Origin of the sequence: Herbaspirillum sp. 3R11 (assembly GCF_004563925.1) — a bacterium.
Taxonomy (GTDB): Bacteria; Pseudomonadota; Gammaproteobacteria; order Burkholderiales; family Burkholderiaceae_D; genus Herbaspirillum.
Map to the genome: position 1 here is coordinate 337493 of NZ_SPNJ01000002.1, position 24083 is coordinate 361575.

General features: G+C 60.7%; 20 protein-coding genes and 1 riboswitch. Of the genes, 12 read left to right on the plus strand and 8 right to left on the minus strand.

What is annotated here, in order from left to right:
• Positions 1 to 21: 21 nt before the first annotated feature.
• The 4 genes from E4P32_RS09760 to E4P32_RS09775 all read right to left on the minus strand — a co-directional run bounded on the left by E4P32_RS09760 (position 22) and on the right by E4P32_RS09775 (position 3838).
• Positions 22 to 603: a transcriptional repressor gene (locus tag E4P32_RS09760; protein WP_116434386.1), complete on the minus strand. Its 582-nt coding sequence runs from the start codon at positions 601 to 603 to the stop codon at positions 22 to 24.
• Positions 604 to 731: 128 nt separating this feature from the next.
• Positions 732 to 1700: a tyrosine recombinase XerC gene (gene xerC, locus E4P32_RS09765; RefSeq protein ID WP_116434385.1), complete on the minus strand. Its 969-nt coding sequence runs from the start codon at positions 1698 to 1700 to the stop codon at positions 732 to 734.
• Positions 1701 to 1726: 26 nt separating this feature from the next.
• Positions 1727 to 2395 carry a DUF484 family protein gene (locus E4P32_RS09770; RefSeq protein WP_116434384.1) on the minus strand — a complete coding sequence of 223 codons (669 nt, stop codon included), beginning with the start codon at positions 2393 to 2395 and terminating at the stop codon, positions 1727 to 1729.
• Between the two features lie 237 nt (positions 2396 to 2632).
• A complete protein-coding gene (locus E4P32_RS09775; RefSeq protein WP_116434383.1) occupies positions 2633 to 3838 on the minus strand; it encodes a porin in 1206 nt (401 codons plus the stop codon).
• A 370-nt stretch (positions 3839 to 4208) separates the two neighbouring features.
• On the opposite strand from E4P32_RS09775, the gene E4P32_RS09780 reads away from it, so the two are divergent.
• Positions 4209 to 5801: an SEL1-like repeat protein gene (locus E4P32_RS09780; protein ID WP_116434382.1), complete on the plus strand. Its 1593-nt coding sequence runs from the start codon at positions 4209 to 4211 to the stop codon at positions 5799 to 5801.
• Positions 5802 to 5916: 115 nt separating this feature from the next.
• On the opposite strand, the gene dapF is transcribed toward E4P32_RS09780, so the two are convergent.
• From dapF to E4P32_RS09795, 3 genes are read right to left on the minus strand one after another with little or no spacing between them, the layout of a single operon-like run.
• The gene (gene dapF, locus E4P32_RS09785) at positions 5917 to 6768 is read right to left on the minus strand and encodes a diaminopimelate epimerase (RefSeq protein ID WP_116434381.1); all 852 of its coding nucleotides are present in this window, start codon (positions 6766 to 6768) and stop codon (positions 5917 to 5919) included.
• Positions 6769 to 6791: 23 nt separating this feature from the next.
• On the minus strand, positions 6792 to 7670 hold the full coding sequence (locus E4P32_RS09790) for a lipid A biosynthesis acyltransferase (RefSeq protein WP_116434380.1): 879 nt from the start codon (positions 7668 to 7670) through the stop codon (positions 6792 to 6794).
• On the minus strand, positions 7667 to 8560 hold the full coding sequence (locus tag E4P32_RS09795) for a lysophospholipid acyltransferase family protein (RefSeq protein WP_255419422.1): 894 nt from the start codon (positions 8558 to 8560) through the stop codon (positions 7667 to 7669). The genes E4P32_RS09790 and E4P32_RS09795 overlap by 4 nt, the downstream gene beginning before the upstream one ends.
• Positions 8561 to 8691: 131 nt before the next feature.
• Between E4P32_RS09795 and metK the strand changes: the two genes are divergently transcribed.
• The 4 genes from metK (at position 8692) to metF (ending at position 12789) form a co-directional block, all read left to right on the plus strand.
• Positions 8692 to 9855 carry a methionine adenosyltransferase gene (gene metK, locus E4P32_RS09800; protein ID WP_016834859.1) on the plus strand — a complete coding sequence of 388 codons (1164 nt, stop codon included), beginning with the start codon at positions 8692 to 8694 and terminating at the stop codon, positions 9853 to 9855.
• A gap of 85 nt (positions 9856 to 9940) precedes the next feature.
• Positions 9941 to 10017: riboswitch (S-adenosyl-L-homocysteine riboswitch) on the plus strand.
• Between the two features lie 47 nt (positions 10018 to 10064).
• Positions 10065 to 11477 carry an adenosylhomocysteinase gene (ahcY, locus tag E4P32_RS09805; protein ID WP_116434378.1) on the plus strand — a complete coding sequence of 471 codons (1413 nt, stop codon included), beginning with the start codon at positions 10065 to 10067 and terminating at the stop codon, positions 11475 to 11477.
• Positions 11478 to 11574: 97 nt separating this feature from the next.
• On the plus strand, positions 11575 to 11925 hold the full coding sequence (locus E4P32_RS09810; RefSeq protein WP_116434377.1) for a phage holin family protein: 351 nt from the start codon (positions 11575 to 11577) through the stop codon (positions 11923 to 11925).
• 21 nt (positions 11926 to 11946) lie between these two features.
• The gene (metF, locus tag E4P32_RS09815; RefSeq protein WP_116434376.1) at positions 11947 to 12789 is read left to right on the plus strand and encodes a methylenetetrahydrofolate reductase [NAD(P)H]; all 843 of its coding nucleotides are present in this window, start codon (positions 11947 to 11949) and stop codon (positions 12787 to 12789) included.
• 59 nt (positions 12790 to 12848) lie between these two features.
• Here the strand turns inward: metF and E4P32_RS09820 are convergent, their stop codons facing one another.
• A complete protein-coding gene (locus tag E4P32_RS09820; protein WP_233526639.1) occupies positions 12849 to 13400 on the minus strand; it encodes a 5-formyltetrahydrofolate cyclo-ligase in 552 nt (183 codons plus the stop codon).
• Between the two features lie 92 nt (positions 13401 to 13492).
• Between E4P32_RS09820 and E4P32_RS09825 the strand changes: the two genes are divergently transcribed.
• The 7 genes from E4P32_RS09825 (at position 13493) to E4P32_RS09855 (ending at position 24002) form a co-directional block, all read left to right on the plus strand.
• Entirely contained in the window at positions 13493 to 15445 is a 1953-nt protein-coding gene (locus tag E4P32_RS09825) for a lytic transglycosylase domain-containing protein (protein WP_116434374.1), read from the plus strand.
• 41 nt (positions 15446 to 15486) lie between these two features.
• Complete coding sequence (locus E4P32_RS09830; protein ID WP_116434643.1) at positions 15487 to 16455, plus strand: complex I NDUFA9 subunit family protein; 969 nt, start codon at positions 15487 to 15489, stop codon at positions 16453 to 16455.
• A 25-nt stretch (positions 16456 to 16480) separates the two neighbouring features.
• On the plus strand, positions 16481 to 17179 hold the full coding sequence (locus E4P32_RS09835) for a glutathione S-transferase family protein (protein ID WP_116434373.1): 699 nt from the start codon (positions 16481 to 16483) through the stop codon (positions 17177 to 17179).
• A 7-nt stretch (positions 17180 to 17186) separates the two neighbouring features.
• Positions 17187 to 18413, plus strand: coding sequence for a multifunctional CCA addition/repair protein (locus E4P32_RS09840; protein WP_116434372.1), 1227 nt, complete (start codon positions 17187 to 17189; stop codon positions 18411 to 18413).
• A gap of 12 nt (positions 18414 to 18425) precedes the next feature.
• Positions 18426 to 19133, plus strand: a complete 708-nt coding sequence (locus tag E4P32_RS09845; RefSeq protein WP_116434371.1) for a GNAT family N-acetyltransferase — start codon at positions 18426 to 18428, stop codon at positions 19131 to 19133.
• A gap of 97 nt (positions 19134 to 19230) precedes the next feature.
• Complete coding sequence (phhA, locus tag E4P32_RS09850; protein WP_116434370.1) at positions 19231 to 20118, plus strand: phenylalanine 4-monooxygenase; 888 nt, start codon at positions 19231 to 19233, stop codon at positions 20116 to 20118.
• 275 nt (positions 20119 to 20393) lie between these two features.
• Complete coding sequence (locus E4P32_RS09855; RefSeq protein WP_116434369.1) at positions 20394 to 24002, plus strand: indolepyruvate ferredoxin oxidoreductase family protein; 3609 nt, start codon at positions 20394 to 20396, stop codon at positions 24000 to 24002.
• Positions 24003 to 24083 lie beyond the last annotated feature (81 nt).

Here is a 24083-nt window from a genome sequence, read left to right on the forward strand (position 1 = left end):
CAACCGCCGCTCGGCGGGAACTCAGTCGTCCGCGCAGTCTGCGCACCAACCCTTGATGGTCAGTTCGATTTCGTGGCTGCGGAAGCCTTTGCCCAAGGATTTTTGCAGGGCGGTCTGCAACTGCGCTGTCGTGGTCTGGCGCTTGCCGGACGAGGGTAAAACACTTTCAAGAAAACCCGCCTCACCGCTGCCATCCAGGCAAAACACCCGGGCGCAGCGCGTGCATTTGAAATGACCGTGCTGATGCTGGGCATGGCCGTGGGCGTGTTGATGGCCGCCATGGCTGCCGTGATCGTGATGTTCGGCGCCGGTGCCGGCGTTGTAGCGGAAGATGCGGTCGTCGCTGGCAATCTTGTGCGCCAGCCCGGCCTCGGTCAGACAATCGAGCGCGCGATACAGCGTGACGCGATCCATGTCGACCAGCTTGTCCTGGATATCCTGATGCGACACCGCGCTGCGTGCGTTTAGCAACGCCGCCATGACGCTCACGCGCGCCTGTGTGACGCGTACCGATGCATCACGCAATTGCAGCTCGGCCAGAGCCTGCGCAGCGGCGGGGTCGTGGGGGAGTGCGTTGGCGGTGGTGTCGGCTTTGGATTTCATGGCATATCGCTAATGTGACTGGTGCGGCTGGTGTGAGGGCGGCCCGCCGATGCGGCGCGCTGTCGAAGACCTACCCGAATTATGCCGCAATTCGCCGACGGCGGCTTTGTCAGGGCACGAGGCAAAGCTTATTTACCGGCAATCTTTTTAGCGCGCGGATGGGCGGCGTCGTAGACCTGCGCCAGGCGCTGGAAGTCGAGCGAGGTATAGACTTGGGTTGCGGTGATCGAGGCGTGGCCGAGCATCTCCTGCACCGCGCGCAAATCGCCGGAGCCTTGCAGGACATGCGAGGCGAACGAGTGGCGCAACACGTGCGGATGGACGTTGGTGGCCAGGCCCAATGCCTGTCCATGCGCCTTGAGCCGCAATTGCGCGACCCGCGGCGACATGCGCGCACCACGCTCGCTCAGGAACAGCGCGCGCCGCTCGGCGTCGGCATGCCCCGCGATGACGGTCTCGCGTGCCGTCAGCCAGGCTTTCAGCGCTTCCATAGCCGGTGTGCCGACCGGCACGCTGCGCATCTTGTTGCCTTTGCCGGTGACGGTCACTTCATTGCCGTCCATGTCGACCCAGCCGGCTGACACATAGCCAGCTTCCTGGCGGTATCGCACATCCAGGCCCACCAGTTCGGAAACGCGCAGGCCGCTGGAATACAGCAACTCGAACATGGCGCGATTACATAATTGGGCGGGCGCGGCGGCGTCCTTGAGCGGATTGGGTTGGGACACCAGATGGACGGCGTCATCGGCGGCCAGCGCCTTGGGCAGCGGCTTGGATTTCTTGGGCGCCTTGACGCCGTCGACCGGATTCGATTTCAGCCGGCCCTGTTCGGACAGCCAGTCGTAGAAGCCGCGCCAGGCCGACAATTTGCGCGCGATGGAGCGCGCGTTGAGGCCGCGGCCGTGCAATTGCGCGGCGAACTTGCGTATCTGGAAATGGGAAACTGCGTCCAACTCAGCACCGGCGGCTTGCGCCAGCTCGGACAACTCGGCCAGGTCGCGACCGTAATTGCTCACCGTGTGCGGCGACAGCATGCGCTGGCTCAGCAAGGTGTCGAGATAGCGGTCGATTTCGGCTTGGTTGGCGTCGGCGCTCACACGGTCGGGATGGAAGTCGGGATAAATCAGTGTAGCAGGCAGGCCAGCGCAGCGCTGGCGGTTTCGCTGATGCGGCTGAGGAAATCAGTGGCCATGTCTGCGCTGAAACGGCTTGGGTCGGGCGAGCCGAGCACCAGCAAACCGAAGGCTTCTGGCGCGGCGCCCACGCGCAGCGGCAGCATCGCCAGCGACTTCACGGAAGCTGCATCTTCCAGCCAGCTGGCGGCTTCGAAATCGTTGTTGGCGCCGCAGAACGGCGTCGTCAGGCCATTGGCAAAAATACGCGCATCTTCCGAGACGGTCGCGGTGTACCAGTTATCGTTGTGGCTCTCGGCGACGTTCCACAGGCGCAAGGTGACTTGCGGCACGTTGAAGATTTCCTGCAGGTTGCGGGTCAGCGCCTGCGGCAGGTCTGCGTCATTGCGCGCCAGCAGCAGGGCGCGTGTCCAGGCCTGGAATTTACCGGTGATCTCGTCGTTTTCCTGGGCGATGCGCATCAGGTCGGCCATGTGCAATTCCTGCACCTTGATCTTTTCACGCAGGATTTCCATCTGGCGTTCCTGCAATGAGATGGCGCGACCCAGCAAAGGGCTGGTCAGCTTGATCCTGCCGAGCAATTCGGCATGCTCCTCAAAGAAGTGAGGATGGTCGAGCAAATAGTCGGCGATCGAATCGGAATCCAGGTGGGTGGTCATGAGCGTTTTTAGAGTGTGGTTGTTCCGGAAAGTCGCGCCAGGCGCGCCGGATTGCATTGCCGCAATATCGCGAGATTATCTACGCTATCGGTAGTGCTGACAACTTGATTCTTGGCGAAGGCGACCAGGCCGCTTCCCCAATAAAAACGGGCTTACATGATTGCTCATGTAAGCCCGAATTGTTCAGCTTAAGTTTCTGATTCTGACGTTTGCACGTCAGAGATTCAGACGCTTAAATTAGAACTTGTGACGGATACCAACAGTAACTGCTGTTTGGCTAGCGTCGTTACCAGTTGTGTCGCCATAGGCGCCTGGATTGCGCATGTCTTTAGCACGCAGGTTCGACACGAATGCGTACAGGTCAGTACGCTTCGACAGCCAGTAGTCAGTACCGATGTTGTACTGAGTCAGCTTGCCCTTGCCATTCAGGCCGTCGAAGTTAGCTGTTGTGTATTCCACAGCAGCCAGCAGCTTCAACGATGGAGTCAGCGAGTAAGCTGTACCCAGTTCGAACTGGTCCGACTTACGCGAGTTTGCCAGAGTTGCTGTAGTGACACGGTTTGCAGCTGTCAGAGCAACTGGTGTTGCCAGGCCTGCCAGATTTGCTTGGGTGTTCAAGTCTTGCTTGACGCGCGACCAGTTACCGTAGACGCGTGCTGGGCCAAACTGATAGCTGGCGACCAGGTTGAACACCTTAACTGCTGTGTTGCCAGTATTGGCAGCAGTAGTGCTCAAAGTTGCTGTTGTAGCAGTCGCTGGAATGATGCTGGTGTCCGAAGGAGTTGGACCAGCTTTGGATTGGTAGTAGTTGGCACCCAGACCCAGTGGGCCGTTGTCATACTTGACGCCCAGACCGAACGATTGGCCAGCAGTTGTCTTGCCAGCTGTTTCGCCGAAACCGTACAACACGTTAGCTGTGAAGCCAGCCAGGTTGTTGGTGGTGTAGCTGATCGAGTTGTTGGTACGTGTACCTTGCAAACGGTTCAGAGCCGAACCCGCGTTTTGGATAACGCCGCCGAAATCAGCAACGCCAGTGTAGGCGCTGATTGTGTCAGCGAAGTCAGTTTGACGACCGACCAGAACCGAACCGAAACCACCGGCCAGACCAACAACCGACTTACGACGGAACAGGTTCGAACCAGTAACAGCGTCGGAACCTTGCAGGCCGCCGTTGTCGTTGGTGAAGCCAGTTTCCAGGTTGAACACTGCGCTCAGACCGCCGCCCAGATCTTCAACGCCCTTGAAACCGATGCGCGAACCTTGGATGTTGCCGGAGTTCAGAGCAAACTTGCTGCCGGTGTTAGTGCCGCCAGCTGGAGTTTGAGCCTTGCTTGTGTATGTAACGCCGGTATCAACGATACCGTAGATAGTGACGGAGCTTTGTGCTTGTGCAGCACCTGCAAACGCGCCGAGAACGGCCAGTGCAAGCAGAGATTTTTTCATTTGACATCCTTCTATAAAAATAGTCTTGAGGATCCGTACATCTAGTCGGATGGTGAGACATTAAGGGTTCTCATTAGCGCTGGCCTCAGATTGGTCGTTTGGCGGACGAAGTTTTGGTTGAAATTCCGAAACTCCTACACGACTGTTGTTTTTTTCTAACGCTTTCGAGGTGAATGTCCCACAATCGGGATTTTTCCGAGCGATCAACGAGCGTATGGCTATTCAATTGCCTTTGAGGCAACAAAGCCGCTATTAAAGACTTGAATTGTTGTTTTAAAGCTCCAATTTGCTCTCTTAAATGGAGTATTAAAAAAATATTATGATTTATAGGGGATAATTTTTTCCTTCGAAAGAGTGCTTGGATTGATTTATGGCGAGTCGGGAAGATTTGGCAATTATTCGTGCGGCGCGCGCCGGACAGTCGGAAGCCCAGTTGGCCTTGGGTCGGCGCTATTTGTTTGGCGGCAATGGGTTGCCGCAGAGCTTCGCCACTGCGCTGCACTGGCTTGACCGCGCAGCGCGCCAAGGGGTGCCGGATGCCTGGACGCTGATTGGCGAGCATATTCCCTATGAGGTGGTGGCGCAGGCGCCGAAGCCGCTTGATTATGTGCTCTGGTATGAGCGCGCTTTCGAGGCCGGTCGCAAGCTGGCCGGGCTGAGTTTCGCGCGGCTGGTGCTGGCGCATCAGGCGCAACCCGAGGCTCAGGCAATGCTGGGCAAGGCCGTCAAGGCGTTGGAATCGGAGGCCAATGCCGGTACGGCTGAAGCGCAGTGGTTGCTGTCGCAGCAACAGGGCGGCCGAAAGCCGGCCGACGTCGCCGCTGCGACCGGCGAACAACACGCGGCCGAACAGGTCACTGCAACCCAATGGGCGCAGAAAGCTGCCGACGCCGGCGTCGGTCAGGCGCAATTGGCGCTGGCGGACGCGGCTTGGCTGCGTCAGGATCGGGGGGACTTCATTCGCCGCTCCTTGCCGCTGGCGCGTTCCCTGCTGGCGCAATACGGTGCGGATTTGCCGCAGCTGAATGCGCCTTCCGAAGGACTGGCCCGGCATCTGGGTGAGGGAAACATCGCCTTGTTGTCGCGGCTTGCGCAAGTACTTGCCGAAATCAACGAGGTCAATGCTGACGAAGCGCAATCTCTGCTGGAGTTGGCGGCCTATGCTGACGACAAGTCGGCGCAACTGTCGCTGGGGCTGTTCTTTGCGCGCATGAATGAGAACGGCGGGCGCTCCTTCCCCGGTTTTGGTTCTGCTAATTATAAGAAGGCGATTCGCTGGTTGACCCTGGCAGGCGAGCGAGGCCTTGCGGCGGCTTGGTATGCCTTGTCGCGTATTTATCTGAAGCCGGAGTTCTCCCAGCGCAATCTCGCCGATGCGCAGCATTACTTGGAGCGCGCAGCCGAAATGGGGCATGCATTGGGGCAACTGGAGTGCGGCAGCAGTGCATGGCGCAACCGCAGGGAAGATCCCGCCAACGATGTGCGCGCGGTGTACTGGCTGCAAAAGGCGGCGGTGCAAGACAACGCCGATGCGCGGGAACTGCTGGCCAAGATTGCCGATCGCCCGGCTGCTGCCGCCTGGGCTGTCGAAGCCCGCGGCCACATGACGCGCGACTTCCTGAGTGCCTATCCGTTCCTGGCGGCGCGGCTGGAGCTGGCGATCCTGTTCGGGCTGACCCGGCCAGAAGCCTTGTTGATCGACCTGAAGCAGGCTGACTGCGGGCATTGCCTGGTGGTGGACATTCGCGACTACTACGCGCGCAGCAAACGGCGCCTGATATTAATAGAGACCGGCGATGAGCGGCAGGTGCTTAATCGCATTGGCCGGCTGTTTGAAGACGTCGATTGCAGCCTGAACGGTCCGGAAGGCAATTATCGGCAGCGCTTGTACCGCCTCAAAACAGCGTTGCCGCAAGATGACGACGAGCGTGAAGAAGAGAGCGACCTTGCCGAAGAGTCTTGAGCAGGGCTCATCGCAGGAAAATAAAAAGAGATGGCCGCGGCCATCTCTTTTTATTTGAGTGTCTTACTTGAGTATCTATGTGCGTGTCTTATTTGCGTATCCATATCAGATACGTTCAAATAGTGATCTCGCCCTCGAATACCGATACCGCCGGCCCGGTCATCATGACCGGCTTGCCCGGCCCTGCCCAGCTGATCACCAGTTCGCCGCCGTGGGTTTGCACCGCTACCGGCGTGTCCAGCAGGCCGCGCCGGATGCCCGCAACTACAGCAGCGCACGCACCGGTGCCGCAAGCGAGCGTTTCGCCGACGCCGCGCTCGAATACGCGCAGGTTGACGTTGTGCCGATCGACTACCTGCATGAAGCCGGCGTTGACGCGCCTGGGGAAGCGCGCATGGCGCTCAATCAGCGGTCCGTCGATCAGTACCGGCGCCGCCTCGGTGTCGGCCACGATCTGCACCGCATGCGGGTTGCCCATCGATACGACTGAAATCCAGCTTGTCTTGCCATCAACGTCGAGCGGCCACAATGCATCATCGCCTTCGGCCTTGCTTTCCAGCCCGGACGGATCGAACGGCACTTGTTCTGCAACCAGCACCGGTGCGCCCATGTCGACCGTGACCCGGCCATCGTCTTCAAGCGTCGGCTCGATGATGCCCGACATTGTTTCCACACGGATAACGCGCTTGTGGGTCAGTCCCTTGTCGCTGACGAAACGCGCAAAAGCGCGTGCGCCGTTGCCGCACTGCTCGACTTCACCGCCGTCGGCGTTGTAAATCCGGTAACGAAAATCGATGCCGTCGGACTCCGTCTTTTCCACCACCAGCATCTGGTCGGCGCCGATGCCGAAGCGGCGGTCGGCAATGAACTTCCATTGCGCCGGCGTCAGGGCGATGTCCTGGTGGATGGCGTCGATGACAACGAAGTCGTTGCCGGCGCCGTGCATTTTGGTGAATTTGATCTTCATGACATTAATTATAGGCGGTCACACTAATCAAGGCCGTATACATTAGGTGTGCCCGGAGGGTGCGTTTTAAAGCGCTTATGCGCCCAAAAATATTCCGACGGCGCTTCCAGCACGCGCTCTTCGATGAAGGCATTCATGCGACGGGTCGCCTCCACGATGTCGCCGCCGGGATAGTTTTCCCAGGCCGGATAGAACGTGGTTTTCCAGCCCTTGTAATTCGGCAGGAAGGTCGTGATCATCGGCACAACGTTGGCATGTGTCGCTGCGGCAATGCGGGCAGTCGCGGTCAGCGTTGCGGCAGGTACGCCGAAGAAGGGGACGAATTCGGCATCGCGCATGCCGAAATCCATATCCGGCAGCATGATGAACGGCAAGCCGTCGCGCATGGCGCGGATGATGGGCTTGACGCCTTTTTCGCGCGCCAGCAGAGTCACCGGACGAAAGCGGGAGCGGCCTTTAAGCAGAGCCTGGTCGATAATTTCATTCTGTTGCTTCGAGTAAATGGTGCAGATCGACAGATCGGAATTGAGCACCAGCGCAATGCCGGGGATTTCCAGGCAGACGAAATGTGGACAGAGCAAGATGGTCGGGCCCGACTTGATGATGTCCACCGGCACGCGCGGTTCGACCACCATCAGCCGCTTCAGCCGCGCCTCCGACGCCCACCACAGGACGCCGCGTTCAAGCGCGCTGCGGGCGTACGCCTGGAAGTGCTGGCGGGCAATGGTTTCACGTTCGGCCTGGGTCTTCTCGGGGAAGCACAGGAGCAGGTTGGTCAGCGTGATGTGGCGGCGCGGCTTCATGATGATGAACAGAAGCGAACCAAGTCCTTCCCCGAGCCGGCCGAGGATAGGTAGTGGCAACCAGTGCAGTAACCACATCAATGCAATCAGCGCCCTCATTGTTGCGCCCCGGGGAAAGTCACGCCGGGCGGCGTCTTGTAGCGGTTGTAGCTCCAGATATATTGCGCCGGGCAGCGCGCGATCAGTTTTTCCATCGCCAGGTTGATGGCGCGGGCCTGTTGTTCCGGCGTCTCGCCCAGCGTTTCTTCAAACGCCACGAAACGGATCACGAAACCACGGCCCCATGACAGGCGCTCGGCGTACGACAGGATGATCGGCGCGCCGCTCATCTGATGCATTTTGGCCGACAATGTCATGGTGTAGGCCGGTTTGCCGAAGAAGTCGGCCCAGACGCCTTCGCCATGTTGCGGCACCTGATCCGGAAGCAGGCCGATTGCCTGACCTTTCTTGAGCGCCTTGAGCAAAGCGCGCACACCCGACAGATTGGCTGGCGCCAGATGCAGGTTGGGGCGCGAACGCGCACCCTCGATCAGCGGCTTCAGCGCTGCCTTGCGCGGCGGGCGGTAGAGCGCGGTAAGAGATGTTTTCTCGGCAATGGCCTGGGCGATGATTTCAAAGCAGCCCAGATGCGGGGTCAGGAAGACTACGCCGGTTTTTGCATCCAGCGCTTGTTGAGCTAATTCCCAATTTTCGACGCGCGCGGTGCGCAAGACGCGTTTGGGGGCGGCGCACCAGACGAATGGCAATTCGAAGATGCCCTTGCCCGCTTCGTTGACGGCGGACAACAAATGCTGTCCGTGGCCGGCACGTGTCAGGTTGTTTTTAAGGCGCTTCCGATAGGACGGCGACACCAGGTAAACAAGCCATCCCATCGCTATCCCGATCAGGTGCAACAAGGGCAGCGGAAAAAATGACAACAGGCGGAATAAAGAAAAAAGCATACTTGCCGTTACCGTAAATAATGCTGTGAAATTGCCGAATTTTTGCAAGACGCGTAAAATAGCATGAAAGCCGTCGAGTTAATGACAACTTGCGAGACGGGATATAAATTTCGCTAAAGCGTCGCAGGCTAGGGATAAGGCCGCGACACCGGTTAATCTCTATACTGCAGGAGCATGTGATGTCCAATGAATTTCTCTTTACTTCCGAATCCGTCTCGGAAGGCCACCCAGACAAAGTAGCCGACCAGATTTCCGATGCGATTCTGGATGCCATCTTTGAACAGGATCCTCTCTCCCGCGTCGCTGCCGAAACCCTGTGCAACACGGGCCTGGTCGTGCTCGCCGGTGAAATCACTACACGCGCCAACGTCGACTATATCGACGTCGCCCGCCAAACCATCAAGCGCATCGGTTACGACAACGCCGACTACGGCATCGACTACAAGAGCTGCGCCGTGCTCGTCGCCTACGACAAGCAATCGCCGGACATCGCCCAGGGCGTTGACGAAGGCAAGGGCCTCGACCTCGACCAGGGCGCCGGCGACCAGGGCCTGATGTTCGGCTACGCCTGCGATGAAACACCTGAACTGATGCCGGCCGCGATTTACTACGCGCACCGTATCGTCGAGCGTCAGTCGCAACTGCGCAAGGACGGCCGCCTGCCATGGCTGCGTCCAGATGCAAAATCGCAAGTCACGCTGAAGTACGTCGACGGCCGTCCGGTCGCCATCGACACTATCGTGCTGTCGACCCAGCATGCGCCTGAAATGGAACACAAGGCCATCGAAGAAGCCGCGATCGAAGAAATCATCCGTCCGGTCGTGCCGGCGGAGTGGATCAAGAACACCCGCTACCTGATCAACCCGACCGGCCGTTTCGTTATCGGCGGTCCGCAAGGCGACTGCGGCCTGACCGGTCGCAAGATCATCGTCGACACCTACGGCGGCGCAGCACCGCACGGCGGCGGCGCGTTCTCCGGCAAGGATCCATCCAAGGTCGACCGTTCGGCAGCCTACGCCGGCCGTTACGTCGCCAAGAACATCGTGGCCGCCGGCCTGGCGTCGCGTTGCCAGATCCAGGTGTCGTACGCCATCGGTATCGCCAAGCCGACCTCGGTCATGGTCACCACCTTCGGCACCGGCAAGATCAGTGACGAAAAGCTGGCCGAACTGGTGCTGGAACATTTCGACCTGCGTCCGAAGGGCATCGTGCAAATGCTGGACCTGCTGCGTCCGATCTACCAGAAGACCGCCGCTTACGGCCACTTCGGCCGCGAAGAGCCGGAATTCTCGTGGGAACGGACCGACAAGGCTGCTGCACTGAAGGCTGCCGCCGGTCTGTAATTCCTCTGACGCAATCCGGCCTTGTTGTGGCCGGATTGCGTCGTGCGCTGGCACGGCGCACGTAAACTGATTTACAATGCCTTTCCGTATCAAGGAGCGTTGCGACAAGACATCGATCTTGCCAGGCTTGATACCGTCAATATGCAACTGCGCTCACGTTACTTTTTTTCTGTTTTCTACGAAAGGAGGGCGTGAACAACGCCGCAGCCATGACTACCAATTCCACAAAAGACTATGTAATCGCTGATATCAGCCTGGCGCAATGGGGCCACAAAGAGATCAAGATTGCTGAAACTGAAATGCCCGGCCTGATGGCCATCCGCGAAGAATTCGCTGCTGCCCAGCCGCTCAAGGGCGCGCGCATCACCGGTTCGATCCACATGACCATCCAGACCGCCGTGCTGATCCAGACGCTGGAAGCGCTGGGCGCCAAGGTCCGTTGGGCATCCTGCAATATCTACTCCACCCAGGACCATGCTGCCGCGGCAATCGCCGACAAGGGTACGCCGGTATTCGCGTTCAAGGGCGAATCGCTGGACGAGTACTGGGAGTTCACGCACCGCATCTTTGAATGGCAAGGCGGCGACAACGAACAAGCCAACATGATCCTCGACGATGGCGGCGATGCAACCCTGCTGCTGCATCTGGGTACACGCGCTGAAAAAGACGCATCGGTGCTGAACAACCCGGGTTCGGAAGAAGAAATCTGCCTGTTCAACTCCATCAAGAAAAAGCTGGCGACTTCGCCAAGCTGGTATTCCACGCGTCTGGCGCAAGTCAAGGGCGTGACCGAAGAAACCACTACCGGCGTGCATCGTCTGTATCAGATGTTCAAGGACGGCAAACTCGCTTTCCCTGCCATCAACGTCAACGACTCCGTCACCAAGTCCAAGTTCGACAACCTGTACGGCTGCCGTGAATCGCTGGTCGACGGCATCAAGCGCGCCACCGACGTCATGATCGCCGGCAAGGTCGCCGTCATCGCTGGTTACGGCGACGTCGGCAAGGGCTCGGCGCAAGCCATGCGCGCGCTGTCGGCACAAGTCTGGGTCACTGAAATCGATCCGATCTGCGCACTGCAAGCGGCAATGGAAGGCTATCGCGTCGTCACCATGGATTACGCTGCTGAACACGGCGACATCTTCGTGACATGTACCGGCAACTACCATGTGATCACGCATGATCACATGAAGAAGATGAAAGACCAGGCCATCGTCTGCAACATCGGCCACTTCGACAACGAAATCGAAGTCGCCGCACTGAAGCAATACACCTGGGAAAACATCAAGCCGCAAGTCGATCACATCATCTTCCCTGACGGAAAGCGCATCATCCTGCTGGCCGAAGGCCGCCTGGTCAACCTCGGTTGCGGCACCGGCCATCCGTCCTACGTGATGAGCTCGTCGTTCGCCAATCAGACCATCGCCCAGATCGAACTGTTCGTGAACACCAAGAACTACCCGGTCGGCGTCTACACGCTGCCGAAGCACCTGGACGAAAAGGTTGCACGTTTGCAGTTGAAGAAACTCAATGCTCAATTGAGCACACTGACTGCGGAACAAGCTTCTTATATCGGCGTGAAGTCGGATGGCCCTTACAAGCCTGATCACTACCGTTATTAATTAGCCTGACAGGCGGCGGCCATGCCGTCGCCTGGTTGTTCTTCGTTCGTTTGTTTGCCTGTCGTGTTATCCGTTGCACCGGCTAAAAGGAAACCACATGCGTCTGCTCATACTCTGGCTGATCAATGCGCTGGCCTTGCTGGCCGTGCCTTACCTGTTGCATTCGGTGCAAGTCGACAGCTTTGGCGCCGCGCTGATCGCGGCCCTGATCCTCGGCTTCGTCAACACGCTGGTGCGTCCGGTGCTGGTGGTCCTGACCTTGCCGGTGACCCTGCTCACGCTGGGTTTGTTCATTCTCGTGATCAACGGCCTGATGTTCTGGGTGGTGGCGCAACTGGTGGGTGGTTTCCATGTGGGCGGCTTCTGGTCCGCAGTGGGCGGCGCGCTGTTGTACAGCATTGTTTCGTGGGCCTTGTCGACGCTGCTGCTGAAGTCGGGCCGGGCCTGATCGTTTCTGGATCGAATTCTCATGACACAACATAATTTCAGCATCGAGTTTTTCCCGCCCAAGACACCTGAAGGCACGGAAAAACTGCGCGTCACGCGCGCCAAGCTGGCCGAGCTGCAGCCGAAGTATTTTTCGGTCACTTTCGGCGCCGGCGGTTCGACCCAGCAGGGCACGCTCGACACCGTGCTGGAAATCATCCGCGAAGGCCATGTGGCCGCGCCGCATCTGTCCTGCATCGGCAGCTCGCGCGACGCCTTGCGCGCTATCCTGACCGAGTACAAGTCGCACGGCATCAAGAAGCTGGTCGCCTTGCGCGGCGACTTGCCGAGCGGCTTCGGCGCCGCCGATTTTTCGTCTGGTGAATTCCGCTACGCCAACGAGCTGGTCGAGTTCATCCGCGCCGAAACCGGCGACTGGTTCCACATCGAAGTCGGCGCCTACCCGGAAATGCATCCCCAGGCTAAATCGCCGCAGGACGATGTGCAGAACTTTGCGCGCAAGATCAAGGCCGGCGCCGATGCCGCAATCACGCAGTATTTCTATAATCCCGACGCTTACTTCAATTTCGTCGATGAGGCGCAAAAGCTGGGCGTCAACGCGCCCATCGTGCCGGGCATCATGCCGATCACCAACTATACCCAGTTGATGCGCTTCTCGGACATGTGCGGCACCGAAATCCCGCGCTGGATCCGCCTCAAGCTGGCCAGCTACGGCGACGATGCCGATTCGATCCGGGCCTTCGGCCTCGACGTGGTGACGCAGCTGTGCGAGCAATTGCTGGAAGGCGGTGCGCCTGGTCTGCATTTCTACACGCTGAACCAGCCCGCCGCGACCATGGCAATCTGGCAACGACTGGTGGATTGACGCAGCTTGCAAGCAATAAAAAGCCGGCCTTGAGCCGGCTTTTTTATTGCGCTGTCGTTTCACGCATCGGTGAGGATCAGGTCCAGCGCAATGTCATGCGGCTGCCCTGAGAATTCGGCCAACGCCCCGGCATACGCGATGCCGATGGCCAGCGGGCGCGGCTCCTGCGCCAGCGTGCGGTCGTAAAAGCCGCCGCCATAGCCGAGCCGCAGGCGCGCCGCATTGAAGCCAAGGCAGGGGATCAGCAAGGCCTGTGGGCGCACGGTCTCGCCATGTACCGGCGCCGAGGTGCCCATGGCGTCTTTTACCAATGTTTCTCCGGGCGTCCAGCGGACGAATTCCAGCGGAGCGTCTTTTCCGCGAATTATCGGCAAAGACAGGTGCACGCCTTGTGCCGCCAGCGCGTTATAAGCCGGATGCAGGTCCGGTTCCTGGCGGATCGGGTGGTACACGCCGAGGCGAGCGACCGGATTCTTTTGCAGCCAGTCCAGCAGACGGCTGCAGATCATCGTTTCAGCCGCGGCTCTGGCGGCCGGCGTCATGGCTTTGCGGGCGGCGAGCAAATGCGTGCGCAAGACGGATTTTTCCGAAGCAGCGCTTGTTTCTGCCACTGTTTGCAGGGTGCTCCCGACAGCGTCAGTGTGCGCAGAATCGCGTGCTATCCTTGAAGTCGTCATTTGTTTCAATCGAAGGTTGTATAAGAATGCAATTAAAGAAATGCGTGGTCGTGATCACATGCGCTGCTGCGGCGGCAATCAGTTTTTCGCTGCCGGCACAGGCACAGAAACGTCCCTCCGCCAATGCTTCCCAGGATGATGTTTTCCTTGCGCTGCGCGACGCCTCAAGGGTCGACGATTCGGCCACGGCACTCAATCTGGCGGCGCGTTTGCCCGATTATGTCATTCCTTCCTACGTCGACTATTATCGGCTGAAACCACGCGTGCGCGACTTCACCGCGCCGGTGTCGGAAATCCGCGATTTCCTGACTCGCTACGACGGCACCGCGATCGGCGATCGCCTGCGCAACGACTGGCTGTTGGCGCTGGGCAAGACCGGCGACTGGACCACCTTCGATGAACAATATCCGCTGTTCGTGTTGAACGACGACGTGCAGGTCAAATGCTTCGCGTTGAATTCGCGCGCGCTCAAGGGCCAGAATGTCGCCGACGAAGCGCGCGCCTTGCTCACCAGTCCCAAGGACTACGGCCAGGGTTGCAGCGACCTGATCGGCACGCTGGCGCAAAACCATCAGTTCGGCGAAAGCGACATCTGGGCGCAGATCCGCCAGGCGGTTGAAGCCGGCGGCATCATGGTGGCGCGCCGCGCCGCGATCTTTACCGACAACGGCGACGTCACCCTGCAACAGGTGATCGACAAGCCGGCGCCGCTGCTGGCGCGCGGACCAGGCCAGGGCCGTACCGCGCATGAGCTGTACATCATCGCCATCGGCCGCGCCGCCAAGAACAATCCGCAGCAGGCCGCCGCTTTCCTCAGTGGCGCCTCCGGCCTGACCGCGCAGGAACAAGCCATCGCCTGGGCCCAGATCGCCTTGCCGGCGTCGATGAAGCTGATGCCGGAAGCCATCGACTACTGGCGCAAGACCAAGGACGCGCCGCTGTCCTACGAAGCGTATCAGTGGAAAGTACGCATCGCCCTGCGCGCCGGCGACTGGAAGCTGGTGAAATCCACCATCGAATCCATGCCGGCTTCGCTGCGCAGCGACATCACCTGGACTTACTGGCTGGCGCGCGCGCAAAAGGAAGACGGCCAGACCGAATCGGCCCAGCGCCTGTTCCAGTCGATCGCCTCGAACGTCAGCTTCTACGGCCAGCTGGCCACCGAAGAGCTGGGCCAGAAAATCGTGATCCCCGCCGGTCCGACGCCGCCGACGCCGGCCGAGATCGCACCGATGGCGCAGAACAGCGGCTTCAAGCGCGCACTCAAGTTCTATGACCTCAACATGCGCTACGAAGGCATCCGTGAATGGAACTGGGAATTGCGCCGCATGAGCGACCGCCAGTTGCTCGCCGCCGCCGAGTTCGCACGTCAGAGCGATGTGCTCGACCGCATGGTGAACACCTCCGACCGCACCAAGCAGGAAATGGACTTCACCCAGCGCTTCCCGGCGCCGCACCTGAGCGAAATGACCGCCAACACGCGTCCGCTCGGCCTGGAAAACGCCTGGGTCTATGGCCTGATCCGCCAGGAATCGCGCTTCATCAAGAACGCCAAATCCTATGTCGGCGCCTCCGGCCTGATGCAGCTGATGCCGTCCACTGCGAAATACGTCGCCAAGAAAATCGGCCTGACCGAGTTTTCGCAAGACCAGATCAACGACATCAACACCAACCTGCTGCTGGGCACCAGCTACCTGAACATGGTGCTCAACAACCTCGACGGTTCGCAGGCGCTGGCGACCGCCGCCTACAACGCCGGTCCCGGACGTCCGCGCACCTGGCGCTCGACGCTGAACCGCAGTGTTGAGGGTGCGATTTTCGCTGAGTCGATTCCATTCAACGAGACGCGCGGCTACGTCAAGAACGTGATGTCCAACGCTACTTATTACGCCGCCCTGTTCGAGAACAAGCCGCAGTCGCTCAAGCAGCGTCTCGGCACGGTGGCGCCGCGCACCAATACCCCGACCGACCTGCCTTGATACCGCGTGGCGGCCCAGAAGCAAAGAAAGCGATGACGGCCATGGCGTACAAAAACATCTTGATCATCGGCGGCTCCGGATTCATCGGCAGCCAGCTGGTCGCCCAGTTGGTGCGCAGCACGGCGGCCAGAATCACGGTGCCGACCCGGCGCTACGAGCGCAGCAAGCATTTGCTGGTGATGCCGACGGTGCGCACCACCATCGCCGACGTGCATGACGAGGCCGTACTTGATCGGCTGGTGTCCCAGGCTGATGTCGTCATCAATCTGGTCGGCATCCTGCATTCGCGCAGCGGACCGCGCGGCAGCGCCTGGGGGCCCGATTTCGAACGCGCTCACGTCGAATTGCCGCGCAAGATCGTGGCCGCCTGCGCCAGGCATGGCGTGCGGCGTTACCTGCACATGAGTGCGCTGGGCGCGTCGGCACAGGCGCCTTCGATGTATCAGCGCTCCAAGGCGGCGGGCGAAGTTGCTGCCTTCTCGGACGCCGCTGTCGCGACCACGGTGTTCCGGCCTTCGGTGGTGTTCGGCGAGCACGACAACTTCCTCAACCTGTTCGCCGCGCTGCAGAAGCGTTTCCCCGTCATGCCGCTGGGTTGCGCCGATGCGCGTTTCCAGCCGGTGTATGTGGGCGACGTGGCGCAGGCTTTCGTCAGTGCCCTGCACAATGAAGCCACGCAAGGCAAGAGCTACGAGCTGGCCGGGCCGCAGGTCTACACGCTGCGCCAGTTGGTGCAGCTGGCCGGATTGTGTTCCGGCCATCCGCGTCCGGTGTTCGGATTGCCGCCGGCGTTGGCGTCCTTGCAGGCTTTTTTGCTGGAACATTTGCCAGGACGCATGATGAGTCGCGATAATCTGGCTTCCATGCAGGTGGACAATGTGGCGAGCGCGCCGATGGCGCCTGAGTTGCACATCATGCCGACCGCACTGGAAGCGATTGCACCGCGTTACCTTGCCGGCGTGCACATGCAGCAGCAGATGGACGCCCATCGCCGCGGCGCACGGCGCTGAAGCCAACCATTTTTTAAGGATAGCCATGCAGAACACCGAACTTGATCCGACCCTGTCGGCGACGTTGGAAAAGGCCGGCAAGAACGCCATCACGCTGGTCATCGGCAACAAAAATTATTCCTCCTGGTCGATGCGCCCATGGGTGGTGCTGACGGCATTCGATATTCCATTCCGCGAAATCCGCATCTGTCTCGACCAGCCCGACACCGCCAGCAAGATCGCCGAATATTCCGCCGCCGGCCGTGTGCCGGTGCTGCTCGACGGCCAGACCCATATCTGGGATTCGCTGGCCATCTGTGAATACCTGGCCGAACAATTTCCCGACCGTAAACTGTGGCCGCAAGAGACCGCTGCCCGCGCTGTCGCGCGCAGCATCACGGCCGAAATGCACTCCGGCTTCACCGGCCTGCGCAGCGCCATGAGCATGGACATCCGCGGCAGCTATCCGGGCAAGGGCCGCACGGCCGAAGCGCAGGGCGACATCGGCCGCATCTGCGAAATCTGGGAAGACTGCCTGTCGCAGTTCGGTCATCATGAATTTCTGTTCGGCGACTTCTCGATCGCCGACGCCTTCTACGCGCCGGTGGTGATGCGCTTCCGCAGCTTCCACGTATCGCTGGCGCCGGCCTTGCAGGCTTATGTTGACCGCGTGGTGGCGCATCCTGCCGTAGCCAAGTGGGTCGCCGAAGCGCTGGTCGAAAAAGAAGTCCTGCCCGACCATTGAGCCGCAGATGAAGATCTACGTCGTCGGCGGCGCGGTGCGCGATGAACTGCTCGGCTTGCCGGTGCAGGATCACGACTACGTGGTCGTCGGCGCCACGCCGGAAGACATGCTCGCACAAGGCTTCCGTCCGGTCGGCAAGGACTTCCCGGTGTTCCTGCATCCCGACACCCAGGAGGAATACGCGCTGGCGCGCACCGAACGCAAGACGGCGCCGGGCTACAAGGGTTTCGTGTTCCACACCGACAGCGCGGTCACGCTCGAGCAGGACCTGGCGCGGCGCGACCTCACCATCAACGCCATCGCCAAGGGCGAAGACGGCGTACTGGTCGATCCCTATCACGGTCAGGAAGATATTCGCCGACGCGTATTCCGCCACGTCTCCGACGCCTTCATCGAAGACCCGGTGCGCATCCTGCGCCTGGCGCGTTTCGCCGCGCGCTTTCCCGATTTCACGGTCGCGCCCGAAACCAATGTGCTGATGCAGAAGATGGTCGCCGCCGGCGAGGTCGACGCGCTGGTGCCTGAACGCGTGTGGCAGGAGCTGGCGCGCGGCATGATGGAACAGACCCCCTCGCGCATGTTCAACGTGCTGCGCGACTGCGGCGCCCTGGCGCGCATCCTGCCGGAACTGGACGCGCTGTGGGGCGTGCCGCAACCGGCTAAATACCATCCCGAAATCGACACCGGCGTACACGTCATGATGGTGCTCGACTATGCCGCCGGCCGCGGCTATTCGCTGGGTGTGCGTTTCGCTGCGCTCATGCACGATCTCGGCAAGGGCACCACGCCGCCCGATCTGTGGCCCAGCCATCACGGCCACGAAGGCCGCAGCGTCGAGCTGGTGCAAGGCATCTGCGATCGCCTCAAGGTGCCCAACGATTGCCGCGACGTCGCCGTGATCACCGCGCGCGAACATGGCAACGTCGGCCGCGCCTTCGAACTGCGTCCGGCGACGATCGTCAATTTGCTGGCGCGCTGCGACGGCTTCCGCAAGCCGGCGCGCTTCCACGACATGCTGCAGGCGTCAGAATGCGACCGGCGCGGGCGCACCGGTTTTGAGGACGTCGCCTTCCCGCAGCTGGACTACCTCATGGGCGCGCTCAAGGCGGCCCAGGGCGTGGACGCCGGCGCCATCGCCGCAAAGTTCAAGGAACAGCCGCAGCGCATCCCGGAAGCAATCGTGGCCGCGCGCACGGAAGCGGTGGCGGAATATGCCGCCAACGCCGCCAATTAAGCCGCCCCGCCCATGTCACCCTTCATCACGCAATTGCGCGCCAGGCTGGACCGCCTGAAGCACACACTCAGCGCCCTCGCCGAGGCATCAGAAAAGCCGATGATCCTGGTCAAGGAGCTGTCGCCACGCGCGCGGCGGCATCTGCTGCGGCATTTCCTGGCGCTGGAGGAAAAAGACCGGCTGCTGCGTTTCGGTAGCAAGCTCTCCGATGAGCTGGTCACGCGCTATGTCGAAAATATCGATTTTTCACGCGACACGATCTTCGGCGTCTATGACCGCAAGATGCGCCTGCTGGGCGCCGGCCATCTCGCTTTCGCACCGCGCGAAGCATCGCCCGTCAGCGGCGCCACGCTCAAGGCGCGCGTTGCCGAGTTCGGCGTGTCGGTGTCCTCGGCAGCGCGCGGCATGGGGGTCGGCACCAAGCTGTTCGTGCGCGCTGCGATCCGTTGCCGCAACGCCGATGTCGACACGCTGTACATGCATTGCCTGTCGTCCAACAAGGTGATGATGCACATCGCCAAGAAGGCCGGCATGGAAATCCATCGCGACTACGGCGAAGCGGACGCTTACCTGAAGCTGCAACCGGCCAGTCCGGTCACGTTGTTCCAGGAAGCCATGGAGGAGCAGGCGGCAATGCTGGACTACATCATCAAGGCCAACATGCGCGCGCTGTTCAAATGGATCAGCAGGGTTTTCGGCCTCGGCAAACCGAAGGTCTGAACCGCACCCGAATTCTCCCGCAAACCGTGCAGCCATGCGGCCGCCAAGCCGAAATCGGCGATAATGGCGGCTTCCAGGTATTTTCCAGCAGAACTTCATGAACAACTCCGCCAGCACCGACGACTTCTTTGCCAGCGTGGCCGCCAAGTCGGACAGCGGCGCCTTGCGCGGCGACTACAGCAACGCCGACAAGAACTTCGTCGTCGATCAGAACTGGACCGCTTATACGCCCGCCCAGCATGCGCTGTGGCGACGCCTGTACGAGCGCCAGGCAAGACTGATTCCGGGCCGCGCCTGCGACGTCTTCCTCGACAGCATCAAGGCGCTCGACGTCTCGCAAGGCATTCCGCAATTCGACCGCACCACAGAGGCGCTGTACAAGGCCACCGGTTGGCAACTGGTCGCCGTGCCGGGTCTGGTGCCGGACCATACTTTCTTCGAGCATCTCGCCAACCGCCGTTTTCCGGTCACCGTGTGGCTGCGCGAAGAGAGCGAGTTCGACTACATCGTCGAGCCGGACGTATTCCACGATTTCTTCGGCCATGTGCCGCTGCTGTTCAATCCGGTGTTTGCCGAGCATTTGCAGGAGTACGGCAAGGGCGGCCTCAAGGCGCTCAAGCTCGACGGCCTGGCTTTCCTTGCGCGCCTGTACTGGTACACCATCGAGTTCGGCCTGATCCAGAGTCCCGAGGGTTTGCGCATCTACGGCGCCGGCATCCTGTCGTCGGGCGGCGAGGTCGATTACGCTCTGCGCGGTTCACAGAATCTGCAGCCGAACCGCATCCCGTTCCAGGTTGAACGCGTCATGCGCACGCTGTACAAGATCGATTCGTACCAGGAAACCTATTTCGTCATCCGCGACTTCCAGCAACTGTTCGACGACACGGCGCCGGATTTCACCGCGCTGTACGAGCAACTGAAGGTACAGGACGCCTTGCCGGCCAACATGCTGTTGCCGGGCGAACAAAACCTGCCCATTGCCTGATTCGCAGCAACTGATCCACACCAATTGCGCATCAGCCCCTGCCCAAGCGCAGGGGCTTTTTTTTTGCCGTCAGCGCCTTGTCAGTGCACTGTCAGTACACTGACAAGGCCGCCGCCCGCATGCTGCGCCGTGCGTAGCGGCAATACGCGGCTTGTGCTACTGTAGCCGCATCAAAAGAACAGAACCATTCGCCCACAAGGCGGACGAGTTTTAAGCAGGATCTCGAACAGATCCATGTGCAAACAAAGACACGATTTTTGGCACGGAGACAATGCATGAACGCACCCCTACCTTCCAGCGAACGCCTGTTGCTGGACGACATTTCCCTGGACGACAAATATTCACTGGAGCGCGGTCGCGTTTTCATGACCGGCATCCAGGCGCTGATACGGCTGCCGATGTTGCAGCGGCAGCACGATCTCCAGGCCGGATTGAACACCGCCGGTTACGTCACCGGCTATCGCGGCTCGCCTTTGGGAACGGTCGATCAGACCGCCGCCAAGGCCAAGAAATATCTCGACGCCGCCCACGTCAAATTCCATCCCGGCATGAACGAAGACCTGGCCGCCACCGCCGTGTGGGGCACGCAGCAGGTCAACCTGTTCCCGGGCGCGCAATATGACGGCGTGTTTTCGCTGTGGTACGGCAAGGGCCCCGGCGTGGACCGCTGCGGCGACGTCTTCAAGCACGCCAACATGGCCGGCACCTCGCAGCACGGCGGCGTGCTGGTGATCGCCGGCGACGACCACGCCGCCAAGTCATCCACCACCGCGCACCAGAGCGAACACATCCTCAAGGCTTGCGGCATCCCGGTGCTGTATCCGTCGTCGGTGCAGGAATATCTCGACTACGGCCTGCACGGCTGGGCCATGAGCCGCTACACCGGCCTGTGGGTGTCTCTCAAGTGCGTGACCGACATCGTCGAATCGGGCATGTCGGTAGAGATCGATCCGCAGCGCGTGCAGCCGATCATTCCGACCGATTTTGAATTGCCATTGGGCGGCCTCAATATCCGCCAGCCCGACACCGTGCTCGAGCAAGAGACGCGCATGAACGTCTACAAGTGGTACGCCGCGCTGGCCTACGCCCGCGTCAACAAGCTCAACCAGATCATCTGGGACAGCCCGCGTGCGCGCATCGGCATCGTCACCGCCGGCAAGTCCTATCTCGACACGCGCCAGGCGCTCTACGATCTCGGCATCGACGAGCAAGTTGCGCGCGACATCGGCATCCGTCTCTACAAGATCGGCATGACCTGGCCGCTGGAAGCCGAAGGAGTGCGCGAGTTCGCGCAAGGCCTCGATGAAATCCTGGTGGTCGAAGAGAAGCGCCAGATCCTCGAATACCAGATCAAGGAAGAACTCTACAACTGGCGCGACGACGTGCGTCCGCGCGTGGTCGGCAAGTTCGACGACACCGGCGAATGGAGCGGTTCACCGCGCGAAGGCCACGGCAACTGGCTGCTGCCGGCGACCTATGAACTGAGCCCGGCGCAGATCGCGCGCGCCATCGCCACGCGCATTTCCAAGTACTACGCCGGCCATCCGATCGAGCAGCGCGTCAAGGCGCGCATCGCTTTCCTCGAAGCCAAGGAAGCCACGCTCAACGTCAGCACCAAGCCCGATCCGAATAAGGACCGCATCCCGCATTTCTGCTCGGGTTGCCCGCACAATACTTCGACCAAACTGCCTGACGGCAGCCGCGCGCTGGCCGGCATCGGTTGTCATTACATGGTGACCTGGATGGATCGCGAATCGACTATCTTTTCGCACATGGGCGGCGAGGGCGTGACCTGGGTCGGACAGGCGCCGTTCACCAGCGAGAAGCACGTCTTCTCCAACCTCGGCGACGGCACGTATTTCCATTCGGGTTTGCTGGCCGTGCGCGCCGCCGTGGCGGGCAAGGTCAACATGACTTACAAGATTCTGTACAACGACGCCGTCGCCATGACCGGCGGACAAGAGTTCGACGGCCCGCTCGATCCGGCCATGATCTCGCGCCAGCTGGCCGCCGAGAACGTGCGTCCGATCATCGTCGTCACCGACGAGCCGGACAAGTATCCCGCCGGCACGCCGTGGGCCGAAGGCGTGACCATCCGCCATCGTAGCGAACTCGACGCTGTGCAGCGTGAGCTGCGCGAAGTGCAGGGCGTGTCCGCCATGATCTACGACCAGACCTGCGCCTCGGAAAAGCGCCGCCGCCGCAAACGCGACGCCTATCCCGATCCGGCCAAGCGCGCCGTCATCAACGAAGCCGTGTGCGAAGGCTGCGGCGATTGCAGCGTGCAGTCCAACTGCCTCTCGGTGGAGCCGCTGGAAACCGAATTCGGCCGCAAGCGCCAGATCAATCAATCGTCGTGCAACAAGGATTACTCCTGCGTGAACGGCTTCTGCCCGAGCTTCGTCACGGTGGAAGGCGGCAAGCTGAAAAAAGCCAAACGCGTCGCGGTGGAAAAGACCGAAGCTGCCGGTCAAGGTCAAGTGCAAGGACCGCTGCTGCCCGAGCCGCAATTGCCTGCCATGGGCGACACCTACGGCATCGTCGTCACCGGCATCGGCGGCACCGGCGTGATCACCATCGGCCAGATCCTGGCGATGGCGGCGCACGTCGAAGGCAAGGCTTGCTCGGTGCTCGACATGAGCGGCCTGGCGCAAAAGGGCGGGCCGGTGATGTCGCACGTGCGCCTGTCCGAACGTCCCGACGACCTGTATTCGACGCGCGTAGGTACCGGCGCTGCAGACCTGGTGATCGGCTGCGACGTGATCGTCACCGCCAGCCGCGACGCCTTGTCGCGCATGGGCGAGGGACGCACGCATGCGGCCGTCAACGCCACCCGCATGCCGACCGCAGCCTTCGTGCGCAATCCGGACTGGCAGTTCCCGGCAGAGTCCGCCGAGGGCAGCATCCAGAGTGCCTGTGGCAAAGACCGCGTGGCCCTGATCGACGCCGGCAACATCGCCACCGCGTTGATGGGCGACGCCATCGCGACCAACATGTTCATGCTCGGTTATGCATGGCAACGCGGCTGGGTGCCATTGTCGGAAGGCGCGCTGCTCAAGGCCATCGAACTCAACGCCTTGTCGGTCGAGTTCAACAAGCAGGCCTTCGGCTGGGGTCGCGCCGCCGCGCACGACGCCGACATGGTGGCGCAAGCCGCACGTCGCAACGGCATGACGGCGCAGGTGATCGACTTCAAGCGTCCGCCTGCGCTGGAAGAAGTGCTGGCCAAGCGGATCGACTTCCTCACGCAATATCAGAACGCCGCTTATGCGCGCCAGTACAGCGATTTCGTCGCGCAGGCACAGCATGCGGAAGCTGCCTTGGGCGAAGCCGGCAAGGCGATGAAGCTCAGCACGGCAGTGGCGACTTACCTGTTCAAGTTGATGGCGTACAAGGACGAATATGAAGTCGCGCGCCTCTACACCGCACCGGCCTTCCGCGAAAAAATCGCCGGCATGTTCGAGGGCGACTACCAGTTGAAATTCCACCTGGCGCCGCCGCTGCTGGCCAAGCATGACAACAACGGTCATCTGATCAAGAAGGAATACGGTTCGTGGATGATGCGCGCCTTCGGCGTGCTGGCGAAACTGCGTTTCTTGCGCAACACGCCGCTGGACGTCTTCGGCTACACCGCAGAGCGCAAGCAGGAGCGCGCGCTGATCGGCGAATACTGCAAGACGGTCGGTGGCTTGTTGAGCAAACTCAACGCCGACAATCTTGCTCAGGCAACGGCGATTGCACGCATTCCGGAAGATATTCGCGGTTATGGACACGTCAAGGAACGCCACCTGAAAGCGGCCAAGCAGAAGGAAACGGATTTGTTGCGGATGTTCGACGCAGGTCAGAAGCCGCATGTGCCGGCAGGTGGCAAACAGGCTGCCTGATTTATCTTGCAGGTGAAGTCAGCAAGCACCGTCGTTTTGATGAAAATCAGGACGACGGTTTTTTATTTTGAGATGAATATT

Excerpts from the sequence above, each read along its gene's own strand:
- E4P32_RS09760 (WP_116434386.1), bottom strand. The coding sequence starts at position 603 with ATGAAATCCAAAGCCGACACCACCGCCAACGCACTCCCCCACGACCCC.
- E4P32_RS09770 (WP_116434384.1), bottom strand. The coding sequence starts at position 2,395 with ATGACCACCCACCTGGATTCCGATTCGATCGCCGACTATTTGCTCGAC.
- E4P32_RS09775 (WP_116434383.1), bottom strand. The coding sequence starts at position 3,838 with ATGAAAAAATCTCTGCTTGCACTGGCCGTTCTCGGCGCGTTTGCAGGT.
- E4P32_RS09780 (WP_116434382.1), top strand. The coding sequence starts at position 4,209 with ATGGCGAGTCGGGAAGATTTGGCAATTATTCGTGCGGCGCGCGCCGGA.
- dapF (WP_116434381.1), bottom strand. The coding sequence starts at position 6,768 with ATGAAGATCAAATTCACCAAAATGCACGGCGCCGGCAACGACTTCGTT.
- E4P32_RS09790 (WP_116434380.1), bottom strand. The coding sequence starts at position 7,670 with ATGAGGGCGCTGATTGCATTGATGTGGTTACTGCACTGGTTGCCACTA.
- metK (WP_016834859.1), top strand. The coding sequence starts at position 8,692 with ATGTCCAATGAATTTCTCTTTACTTCCGAATCCGTCTCGGAAGGCCAC.
- ahcY (WP_116434378.1), top strand. The coding sequence starts at position 10,065 with ATGACTACCAATTCCACAAAAGACTATGTAATCGCTGATATCAGCCTG.
- E4P32_RS09810 (WP_116434377.1), top strand. The coding sequence starts at position 11,575 with ATGCGTCTGCTCATACTCTGGCTGATCAATGCGCTGGCCTTGCTGGCC.
- metF (WP_116434376.1), top strand. The coding sequence starts at position 11,947 with ATGACACAACATAATTTCAGCATCGAGTTTTTCCCGCCCAAGACACCT.
- E4P32_RS09825 (WP_116434374.1), top strand. The coding sequence starts at position 13,493 with ATGCAATTAAAGAAATGCGTGGTCGTGATCACATGCGCTGCTGCGGCG.
- E4P32_RS09830 (WP_116434643.1), top strand. The coding sequence starts at position 15,487 with ATGGCGTACAAAAACATCTTGATCATCGGCGGCTCCGGATTCATCGGC.
- E4P32_RS09835 (WP_116434373.1), top strand. The coding sequence starts at position 16,481 with ATGCAGAACACCGAACTTGATCCGACCCTGTCGGCGACGTTGGAAAAG.
- E4P32_RS09840 (WP_116434372.1), top strand. The coding sequence starts at position 17,187 with ATGAAGATCTACGTCGTCGGCGGCGCGGTGCGCGATGAACTGCTCGGC.
- E4P32_RS09845 (WP_116434371.1), top strand. The coding sequence starts at position 18,426 with ATGTCACCCTTCATCACGCAATTGCGCGCCAGGCTGGACCGCCTGAAG.
- phhA (WP_116434370.1), top strand. The coding sequence starts at position 19,231 with ATGAACAACTCCGCCAGCACCGACGACTTCTTTGCCAGCGTGGCCGCC.
- E4P32_RS09855 (WP_116434369.1), top strand. The coding sequence starts at position 20,394 with ATGAACGCACCCCTACCTTCCAGCGAACGCCTGTTGCTGGACGACATT.